Below are 9,942 nucleotides of genomic sequence, written 5' to 3'. Positions count from 1 at the left end.
CGTCGCGGTCGCCGCAGCGCTCGTGCCGGCCGCGGCCGCCGCGGCCCTGACGCAGCCGGACCCCCGCGCGGGCCTCGCGCCCGGCACGCAGCAGGACGAGGACGGCGCCGCGTTCACCGACCCGCTGAGGGACGCCGAGACCGCGGCGGAGGGGATGGAGCTGCTCGCCGAGCGCTCCAAGCCCGCCTACGTCGGCGCCGCGGGCGCCTTCAACTACAGCAACATCAACTCCGACATCGCGTTCCAGGGCGACTACGCCTTCTCGGGCAACTACCGCGGCTTCGGCGTGTACGACGTCTCCGACCCGGGTGACCCCGTGCTCCGGACCACCGTCAACTGTCCCGGCGGCCAGGGCGACGTGTCGGTCCACGGCGACCTGCTCTTCATGTCCGTCGAGTCAGGCGCCGGCCGCGTGGACTGCAGCACCTCCCCGACGTCGGCGGTCTTCCGCGGCGTCCGCGTCTTCGACATCAGCGACCCGCTGGCGCCGGTCCAGGTCGCCGGCGTGCAGACCTGCCGCGGCTCGCACACCCACACGCTCGTCACCCAGCCGGGCGTCGAGGACAGGGTGTGGGTCTACAACTCCGGCACCGCCGGCGTCCGCGCCGCCACCCAGCTCGCCGGCTGCCGCCCCAGCTCCACGACCGACCCGCTGACCTCGGCCTACAGCATCGACGTCATCGAGGTCCCGCTGGCCGACCCGGCCGCCGCGCGCGTCGTCGGCAGCCCGCGCGTGATGGCCAGCGCCACCTCCGTCGCGGGCCTCAACCCCGGCGGGACCCAGCCGACCCTCCCGGCCGACGACCCCCGCGCCTCCGCACCGGGTAACGCCGCGGGCGGGCAGCGCGTGTCGGCGACGGCCGCGTGCCACGACATCACCGCCTACCCGGCCATCGGGCTCGCCGCCGGCGCCTGCCAGGGCGACGGGCTGCTCCTCGACATCTCCGACGCCGCCAACCCCCGGCGCGTCACGAACGTCACCGACCCGAACTTCGCCTACTGGCACTCCGCGACCTTCAACGACGCCGGCACCAAGGTCGTCTTCACCGACGAGTGGGGCGGCGGCGGGGCTGCCCGCTGCCAGCCCGGCGACCCGACCAACTGGGGCGCCAACGCGATCTTCGACATCGTCCGGGCCGCCGACGGCACGCCGTCGCTGCAGTGGCGCAGCTACTACAAGATCCCCGGCGTGCAGGCCGAGAACGAGGTCTGCGTCGCGCACAACGGCAACCTCGTGCCCGTGCCCGGCCGCGACGTCATGGTCCAGGCCTGGTACGAGGGCGGCACGTCGGTGTTCGACTTCACCGACTCCGCGAACCCCGAGGAGATCGGGTTCTTCGACCGCGGCCCGTACCACCCGACCGTGTTCCACCAGGGCGGGTACTGGTCGACGTACTGGTACAACGGCGCGGTCTTCGGCAACGAGATCTTCCTCGGCCTGGACACCTGGGGCCTGACAGGCACCGCGGCGCTGTCCGAGGACGAGATCGCCGCCGCCGCGGCGGCCCGGGTGCCGGTGCTCAACGCCCAGTCCCAGGAGCCGGTCGTCCACGAGCCGAGCTTCACGCTGGTCCGGGCGACGTCGGACCAGGCCGTCCGTGCGGGCGCGCTGAGCGCCCGCGACGAGGCCGGGGTCGCCCGCTTCGTCGACCGCGCCGAGGGGCTGGCCGCGAGGGACGCGCGGGCGGCGTCCGCCACCCTGCGCGCCAAGGCCGGGCAGCTCAAGGGTGTCGGCCAGGAGGCGCTCGCCGAGGAGTTGCGCCGCCTCGCCGACGAGCTCTAGGCCGGTCAGGGACCCGGTCGCGGCCGGGTCCCCGCACGTCGACGGCGGCCGTCCCCACCTGCGGGTGAGGGCGGTCGCCGTGCGTGGGTGTGCGCGTGCACGCGTGTACGTTGTCCGGGTGCGGACGACCAGCCTCCTGCTTGCTCGCCGCGCCGGGGCCCACTGACAGGTCGGCCGCCCCTGCGCGGAGGTTCCACCCTGCCGGCCCCCAGGCCCATCCCACAGGCGAGGAACCCAGATGTCTCCCACGATCCACCCGCAGCAGCCCTCCGGCATGCCCTTCGGTCGCTACGTCCCCTTCCACGAGCAGCTCCGCGTCGAGCTGCCGGACCGGACCTGGCCCGACAAGCGCCTCGAGGCCGCCCCGCGCTGGTGCGCGGTCGACCTGCGCGACGGCAACCAGGCGCTCATCGACCCGATGAACGTCGAGCGCAAGATGCGGATGTTCGACCTGCTCGTGCGCCTCGGCTACAAGGAGATCGAGGTCGGCTTCCCGTCGGCCAGCCAGACGGACTTCGACTTCGTCCGCGCGCTGGTCGAGACCGGCCGCATCCCCGACGACGTGACGATCCAGGTCCTCACGCAGGCGCGCGAGCACCTCATCGCCCGCACCTACGAGTCCCTGGTCGGGGCCAAGCAGGCCATCGTCCACTTCTACAACTCGACCTCGACGCTGCAGCGGCGCGTCGTGTTCGGCCTCGACATGGACGGCATCGCCGACATCGCGACGTCCGCGGCGCGGCTCTGCAAGAAGTACGCCGAGGACATGGGCGACACCGAGATCCGCTTCGAGTACAGCCCCGAGTCCTACACCGGCACCGAGCTGGAGTTCGCCAAGCGGGTCTGCGACGAGGTCGCCGACGTGCTCGAGCCGACCCCGGACAACCCGCTCATCGTCAACCTGCCCGCGACGGTCGAGATGGCCACGCCCAACGTGTACGCCGACTCCATCGAGTGGATGCACCGCAACCTGCAGGGCCGCGACTCCCTCGTGCTCAGCCTGCACCCGCACAACGACCGCGGCACCGGTGTCGCGGCCGCCGAGCTGGGCCTGCTGGCCGGCGCGGACCGCGTCGAGGGCTGCCTGTTCGGCAACGGCGAGCGCACCGGCAACGTCGACCTGGTGACGCTGGCGCTCAACATGTTCAGCCAGGGGATCGACCCCATGGTCGACCTGTCCGACATCGACGACGTCCGCCGCACCGTCGAGCACTGCAACCAGCTGCCCGTGCACGAGCGGCACCCCTACGGCGGCGACCTGGTGTTCACGGCCTTCTCCGGCTCCCACCAGGACGCCATCAAGAAGGGCTTCGACCACCTGGAGAAGGACGCCCGCGAGGCCGGCGTCCCCGTCGACGAGCACGCCTGGGCCGTGCCGTACCTGCCGGTGGACCCCAAGGACCTGGGCCGGAGCTACGAGGCCGTCATCCGGGTCAACAGCCAGTCCGGCAAGGGCGGCGTCGCCTACCTGATGAAGACCGAGCACCACCTGGACCTGCCGCGCCGGCTGCAGATCGAGCTGTCCCACGCGGTGCAGCTGCACGCCGACCTCGGCGGCGGCGAGATCAGCCCGGCCGAGCTGTGGACGGTGTTCGCTGACGAGTACCTGCCGGTCGGCACCTCCGAGGCGCGCTGGGGCCGGTTCGAGCTGCGCTCGGTAGAGTCGCGGGGCGAGGTGGACGCCGACGACACCCTCACCGTCGTCGTCCGTGACGGTCAGGAGGAGGTCACGCTCACGGCTTCCGGGAACGGCCCGATCGCGGCGTTCACCACCGCCATGGCGCAGGTCGGCGTCGACGTCCGCGTCCTGGACTACGCCGAGCACGCCATGAGCGCCGGCGGCGACGCGACCGCCGCCGCCTACGTGGAGTGCGCGGTCGGCGGGCAGGTGCTCTGGGGCGTCGGCATCGACGCGAACATCGTCACGGCCTCGCTCGAGGCGGTCGTGTCGGCCGTCAACCGGGCGCTGCGCAGGTGAGCGTGCCCCCGCCGGGGCAGGTGCCCGGGGACGGTCCGGCGCCCCGGGACGCGCCGCCGCCCGGGTACGGCGCTGGGCCCGGGTACGGCGCTGGGCCCGGCTACGGCGCTGGGCCCGGGTACGGCCCCGCGCCCGGCTACGGCGCTGGGCCCGGGTACGGCCCCGCGCCCGGCTACGGCCCCGGACCTGGCTACGGCCCTGCGCCGGGGTACGGCCCGCCCGGGGCGTGGCCCCCGGGGTACGGACCGCCGCCCGGCTGGGTACCGGTGCGGCCGACCAGCACCCTCGCGATCGTGGCGCTGGTGTGCGTCGCCGTCGCCCCCCCGGTCGGGATCGTGCTCGCCTACCTGGCCCGGCGCGAGACGCACCCGGTCACCGGCACCCGCTCCGGGCGGGAGCTGGCGGCCGTGGCGCTGTGGGTCAACGTCGGCCTCACGGGCCTGCTGCTGCTCATGGTGCTGTCCGTGCTCGCCCAGCTGCTCGGCGTGGTCGCCACCACCCTCCCGGTCCTGCTCGGGGGCCAGGGCTAGACGGAACGTGCCGGCCGGGGGGCCGGTGTGACGCAGACGACGTTTCCGGACGGCCCAGCCGGGTCATACTCGTCAGGACGACCGATCGTCGTCACGTCGTACGACCGCGGAGGCCCACCATGAACCCCGACACCACCGACCTCACGCTCCCCACCGCCGCCAGCCTCACCGCCAAGCTGGACGCGCCCGACACCTCGCTGGCCAACCCCAGGCGCACCCGCCTCTGAGGCTGCCCCGCACGGGGGTGCGTCCGCACCCCCCGTCACGAGGCCCGTCACCCCGGCTGCCACCACGGCGCCACCGGTGACGGGCCTCGTGGCGTCCGGGGCCCGTCCCCGCGGCGGGGCATGATGGCCCCGTGGGCCTCTACCGCGACACCGGCGTGGTGCTGCGCAGCCACCTGCTCGGCGAGGCGGACAAGATCGTCACGGTGCTCTGCCGCGAGACCGGGCTCGTCCGGGCGGTCGCCAAGGGGGTCCGGCGCACCCGCTCCAAGTTCGGGGCCCGGCTGGAACCGATGAGCCACGTCGACCTCCAGCTGCACACCGGCCGCTCGCTCGACATCGTCACGCAGGCCGAGACCGTGCACCCGTTCGCCCAGTACGTCGGCGCGGACTACGCCCGCTACACCGCGGGCACCGCCGTCCTGGAGACCGCGCTGCGGCTGCTGCCGGTCGAGCGGGAGCCGTCGCCGGCGCTGTACTCGCTGCTGGTCGGCGGGCTCAACGCGCTCACGGTCACCCGGCGCGAGCCCGGCCTGGTGCTCGACGCCTTCGCCCTGCGCGCCCTGGCCGTCGCCGGCTACGGGCCCGGCTTCGACGCCTGCACCCGCTGCGGCGCCCCCGGGCCGCACTCCGCGGTGGCCCTGGACGCGGGCGGGGTGGTCTGCCCGGTGTGCCGCGCGCAGGGCTCCGCGCACCTGCCCGCCGAGACCGTGCGGCTGCTCGCCGAGCTGCTCAGCGGGGACTGGGACGCGGCGGAGGCCAGCGAGGACTGGGCGCGGCGCCGCGCCAGCGAGGTGGTCACCGCCCTGCTGCAGTGGCACCTGGAGTCCGGCGTGCGCTCCCTGCGCCTGGTGGAGCGACCGTGAGCCGCCAGGGCCCCGGGTGGCAGCCCGTGACGCCGCAGCCGTCCTCGCCGCAGCGACCGCCGGCGCACCCGAGCGGGGCCACCCCGCCCGCCATCCCCGCCGAGCTCGTCCCGCGCCACGTGGCCGTCGTCATGGACGGCAACGGCCGCTGGGCCAACAGCCGCGGCCTGCCGCGCACCCGGGGGCACGAGGCCGGCGAGGCCGCGCTGCTCGACGTGGTCGCCGGCGCCATCGAGCTCGGCGTGGGCCACGTCTCCGCCTACGCGTTCAGCACCGAGAACTGGAAGCGGTCGCCCGAGGAGGTCGCCTTCCTCATGGGCTTCAACCGGGACGTCATCCGCCGCCGCCGCGACGAGATGCACGCCTGGGGCGTCCGGGTCCGGTGGGCCGGTCGGCGGCCGCGGCTGTGGCGCAGCGTGGTCGACGAGCTCCAGCGCGCCGAGGAGCTCACCCGCGACAACACGGTCTGCACGCTCACCATGTGCGTCAACTACGGCGGGCGGGCCGAGATCGTCGACGCCGTGGCCGCGATCGCCGCCAAGGTGCGGGCGGGCACCCTGTCGCCCAAGGACGTCGACGAGGAGCTCCTCGCCGCCCACCTCGACGAGCCCGACATGCCGGACGTCGACATGTTCTGGCGGGTGTCCGGGGAGCAGCGGACGTCGAACTTCCTGCTGTGGCAGTCCGCCTACGCCGAGCTGGTCTTCACCGACGAGCTGTGGCCCGACGTGGACCGCCGCTCGCTCTGGCGGGCGTGCGAGACCTACGCCCGCCGGGACCGCCGCTGGGGCGGCGCGGTCGACGCGGTCCGGGGCAGCTGACCCGGTCGGCCCCTGACCCTCAGCCTGCCCCTGAGCCTCAGCGCGCCTGGCTCAGCCGGCCGCGGCGCAGGCCGCGCAGGTACCGGTGATCTCGACGGTGTGCACGGCGTCGACGAAGCCGTTGTCGGCCGCCACGCCGGCCGCCCACCGCTCGACCACGCGCGACTCGACCTCCACGGTGCGCCCGCAGCGGCGGCACACCAGGTGGTGGTGGTGGCCGGTGCTGCAGCGGCGGTACAGCGCCTCGCCGTCGCTGCCGCGGCGCACGTCGACCTGGCCATCCTCGGTGAGCGTCTGCAGCGACCGGTAGACCGTGGCCAGCCCGATCCGGTCGCCCTCGGCGCGCAGCGCGGCGTGCAGCTCCTGCGCGCTGACGAACTCCTCGGTCCGCTCCAGGGCGGCGTGCACGGCGGCGCGCTGCCGGGTGTGCCGTCGCACGGGGGAGGTCTCGGTGCTCACGGCCGCCCACCCTGCCACGGGGCCGCGGCCGTCATGCCGGCGGCTCGTGCGGGTCGTCGTCGAGGACGGCCGGGGCCTGCTCGACGGCGTGCGTGCGGGCGTCGGCGACGATGTGCGCGACGTGGTGGTCGCCCAGGACGTAGGCGACCTCGCGGCCGCGGCGGGTCCGGGTCACCAGGTGGGCCTCCCGCAGCACCCGCAGGTGCTGCGACACGAGCGGCTGGGGGAGGGCCAGGGCGTCGACGAGCTCGTGCACGCACATCTCGCCCTCGCTGAGCAGGGTGACCACGGCGACCCGCACGGGGGAGCCGAGCGTGCGGAAGAGCTCGCTGACCGCCTCGTGCTCCTCGAGAAGGCGCGCCGTCCCGTCCGCCACGGTCCCGGTGCTCCTCAGTGCTCGTCGTAGCCGACGCCGTGCCGGGTCAGGCGCGGCGAGTGCCGGTGACCGTCGTGCACGTAGTCGACGTGGTCGTGGTGGGCGACGACCGGGTGCTCGCAGCCGTCCTCGCCGTGGACGTGCTCACCGTGGTGGACGTGGTCGCCGTGCTGCTCGGGCAGCCCGTGCCGGCGTCGGTGGCGCAGGGCGCGCGCCCTGCCGGTGCCGAGGGTGGCCAGGGCGGTGACGGCGAAGGCGCCGACCGCCAGCAGGACGATCGTCCCGCCGGAGGGGGTGTCGGCGTAGAAGGACAGCGTGGTCCCCAGCAGCGAGGCGACGAGCCCCGTGGCGCAGGCGACGACCACGGTCTGGGCGAAGCTGCGCGCGACCAGCTGGGCCAGGGCCACCGGCACCACCATGAGCGCGCTGATGAGCAGCAGGCCCACCACCCTCATGCTCAGCACCACGGTGGCGGCCACGAGCACCGCGAGCACGAGGTTGACCGCGAGCACCGGCAGCCCCGAGGCGCGGGCGAACTCCTCGTCGTCGCTCACCGCGTACAGCGCGCGCCCGAGCAGGGCGACGCTGACGACGACGAGGACGGCCAGCCCGGCGAACAGCGCCAGGTCCGCGGAGGTCGTCGTGGTGATGGACCCGAACAGGTAGGCGACGAGGTTGGCCGCGCTGCCGTCGGGGGACAGGCTGACGAGCACGACGCCGGCCGCGATTCCGGCGTAGAAGAGCATCGCCAGGGCGAGGTCGCCGCTGGTGCGCCCGGAGGCCCGGACCAGCTCCAGCGCCACGGCCGCGAGCACCGCCGCGACGAGCGCCACCCAGGTCGGCGAGCTGCCGGTGATGAGCCCGACGGCGACGCCGGCGAGGGCCACGTGGCCGATCCCGTCGCCGATGAGGGACAGCCGCCGCTGGACGACGAACACCCCGACGAGCGGGGCCACCGTGCCCACCATGAGCGCCGCGAGCAGGGCCCGGCGCATGAAGTCGTAGTCGAGGACCGCGAGCACGTCAGACCTGCCCGGCCGGGACAGTCGTGCAGCACCCGGTCGCCGGGTCGCACACGCAGGCCAGGTCGGAGGCGACCCGGCCGTCCTGCATGGTGACCGCGCGGTCCGGGACCGGGCCCAGCTCGGCCAGGTCGTGGGTGACCACGAGCATGGCCCGGCCGGCGGCCTTGACCTCGGCGAGCGTGCGCACGAGCTGCTCGGTGCTGCGCCGGTCGACGCCGGCGGTCGGCTCGTCGAGGACCAGCAGCCGGGGCGAGGACACGAGCGCTCGGGCGATGAGCACCCGCCGCTGCTGCCCGCCGGACAGCTCCGCCACCCGGGTCCGGGCCCGGTCGGCGAGCCCGACCTCGGCCAGGGCGGCCATGACGCGGTCGCGGTCGCCGCGCCGGGGCGCCCGCCAGAACCCGCGCGAGGCCAGCAGCCCGGCCCCGACGACCTCGGCCGCCGTGCTGGGGACGGCGCCGGACACGCTGTGACGCTGGGGCACGTAGCCGACCAGGGACGCCGCGGCCGAGGCGCCGTGCTCGACGTGCTCGCCGAGCACGTCGACGTGGCCGGACAGGACCTCGGCCAGGCCCAGGATGCCCCGCACCAGGGTCGACTTGCCCGAGCCGTTGGCGCCGAGCAGGGCGACCGCCTGCCCCTGTTCGACGCGCAGGTCGGCGGAGTGGACGACGGGACGTCGGCCGTAGCCGACCGTGGCGTGCTGCAGCAGCAGCGCCGGCACCGCCGTGTCCTGCACGGACGCGGGCAGGGGCTCGCTGGCGACGGTGGCCGGCCCGGGGGCGCGGGTGCTCAGGCGCACGACTGGCCGTCCCGCACCACGTCGATGTTCGCGCGCATGATCTCCAGGTAGTCCTCGCCGGACGAGTCGTCGGTCAGGCCCTCGAGCGGGTCGAGGACGGCGGTCTGCACGCCCGCCTCGGCGGCGACGGTGTCGGCGACCGCGGAGGAGACCAGGGTCTCGGTGTAGACGGTCGTCACGCCCTCGGCGGCGACGAAGTCCGACAGCTCGGCGAGCGTGCCGGCGTCGGGCTCCTGGTCGGGGGTGATGCCGTTGACCGGGCGGACCTCGAAGCCGTACCGGTCGGCGAAGTAGCCGAAAGCGTCGTGGGCGGTGACCAGCGTGGTGACCTCGCACGAGGCGAGGGCCTCCTGCGCCTCGGTGTCGAGCGCGCCGAGCTCCTCGGCCAGCGCCGCGGCGCCGGCCTCGTAGGCCTCGGCGCCCTCGGGGTCCGCCTCGGAGAGGGCGGCCGCGACCTGCTCGGCGGCCTCGGCCATGTGGGTCGGGTCGGTCCAGAAGTGCGGGTCCGTGGCGCCGTCCTCGTCGCCGTGCGTCTCCTCGTCGGCGTGCGTCTCCTCCGCCGCGTGGTCCTCCTCGCCCTCGCCCTCGTGGGCGTCGTCGTGCTGGCCCTCGTAGGGGCGGTCGGCCACCTCGGCGAGGTCGAGGACCGGCGCGTCGGAGGTGCCCAGCGCGTCGTCGAGCGACGGCTGGAAACCGCCGAGGACGACCACGAGGTCCGCCTCGCCCAGGCCGGCGAGCGACTGCGGGCTCAGCTCGAGGTCGTGCGGCTCCGCGCCAGGGGGCGTCAGGCTCGTGACCTCCGCGCGGTCGCCCGCGACGCGGCTGGTGAGGAACTGCAACGGGTAGAACGCCGCGACGACCTGCAGCCCGCCGTCCTGCGCCGCAGCGGCGCCGCCCCCGGCCGCGCCCTCGTCCGTGCTGCCGCCGGCCGCCGTCCCGCCGCCGCACGCGGCCACCGTGAGCACGGTGGCGACGACGGGGGCGAGCAGCAGGGCGCGGGGCGCGGGTCTCATACCGACATCCTGATAATCGTTCGCGTCCAGGACAACTGCGCCGCAGCGCATGCAAGGCCGGAGGG

The 9,942-nt window shown here is 74.9% G+C and carries 10 protein-coding genes; 5 read left to right on the top strand and 5 right to left on the bottom strand.

The features are described 5' to 3' along the window. The 5 genes from WCS02_RS04420 to WCS02_RS04400 all read left to right on the top strand — a co-directional run. On the top strand, window positions 1-1,783 hold a 1,783-nt coding region (locus WCS02_RS04420; protein WP_340290289.1), incomplete at its 5' end, for an LVIVD repeat-containing protein. Window positions 1,784-2,021: 238 nt separating this feature from the next. Beyond that, window positions 2,022-3,761 carry a 2-isopropylmalate synthase gene (gene leuA / locus WCS02_RS04415; RefSeq protein ID WP_340290286.1) on the top strand — a complete coding sequence of 580 codons (1,740 nt, stop codon included), beginning with the start codon at window positions 2,022-2,024 and terminating at the stop codon, window positions 3,759-3,761. Window positions 3,762-4,054: 293 nt separating this feature from the next. Beyond that, complete coding sequence (locus tag WCS02_RS04410; protein WP_340290283.1) at window positions 4,055-4,291, top strand: hypothetical protein; 237 nt, start codon at window positions 4,055-4,057, stop codon at window positions 4,289-4,291. A gap of 358 nt (window positions 4,292-4,649) precedes the next feature. Further along, window positions 4,650-5,381, top strand: coding sequence for a DNA repair protein RecO (gene recO / locus WCS02_RS04405; protein WP_340290280.1), 732 nt, complete (start codon window positions 4,650-4,652; stop codon window positions 5,379-5,381). Next, window positions 5,378-6,202, top strand: a complete 825-nt coding sequence (locus WCS02_RS04400; protein ID WP_376983830.1) for an isoprenyl transferase — start codon at window positions 5,378-5,380, stop codon at window positions 6,200-6,202. Before recO ends, WCS02_RS04400 begins: the two co-directional genes overlap by 4 nt. A gap of 51 nt (window positions 6,203-6,253) precedes the next feature. On the opposite strand, the gene WCS02_RS04395 is transcribed toward WCS02_RS04400, so the two are convergent. The 5 genes from WCS02_RS04395 to WCS02_RS04375 are packed head-to-tail and all read right to left on the bottom strand — an operon-like array spanning window position 6,254 to window position 9,877. Continuing rightward, window positions 6,254-6,661: a Fur family transcriptional regulator gene (locus WCS02_RS04395; protein ID WP_340290277.1), complete on the bottom strand. Its 408-nt coding sequence runs from the start codon at window positions 6,659-6,661 to the stop codon at window positions 6,254-6,256. 31 nt (window positions 6,662-6,692) lie between these two features. Then, window positions 6,693-7,037: an ArsR/SmtB family transcription factor gene (locus WCS02_RS04390; protein ID WP_340290273.1), complete on the bottom strand. Its 345-nt coding sequence runs from the start codon at window positions 7,035-7,037 to the stop codon at window positions 6,693-6,695. 14 nt (window positions 7,038-7,051) lie between these two features. Beyond that, window positions 7,052-8,059 carry a metal ABC transporter permease gene (locus WCS02_RS04385; RefSeq protein WP_340290270.1) on the bottom strand — a complete coding sequence of 336 codons (1,008 nt, stop codon included), beginning with the start codon at window positions 8,057-8,059 and terminating at the stop codon, window positions 7,052-7,054. A 1-nt stretch (window position 8,060) separates the two neighbouring features. Continuing rightward, on the bottom strand, window positions 8,061-8,864 hold the full coding sequence (locus WCS02_RS04380; RefSeq protein WP_340290267.1) for a metal ABC transporter ATP-binding protein: 804 nt from the start codon (window positions 8,862-8,864) through the stop codon (window positions 8,061-8,063). After that, window positions 8,855-9,877 (bottom strand): metal ABC transporter substrate-binding protein, encoded by a 1,023-nt coding sequence (locus WCS02_RS04375; RefSeq protein WP_340290264.1) that lies wholly within the window; start codon window positions 9,875-9,877, stop codon window positions 8,855-8,857. The genes WCS02_RS04380 and WCS02_RS04375 overlap by 10 nt, the downstream gene beginning before the upstream one ends. Window positions 9,878-9,942: the final 65 nt, after the last annotated feature.

Source organism: Aquipuribacter hungaricus, assembly GCF_037860755.1.
Lineage (GTDB): Bacteria > Actinomycetota > Actinomycetes > Actinomycetales > JBBAYJ01 > Aquipuribacter > Aquipuribacter hungaricus.
The sequence above is the reverse complement of the archived record's forward strand: the minus strand, read 5'-3'. Positions and strand labels throughout refer to the sequence as shown.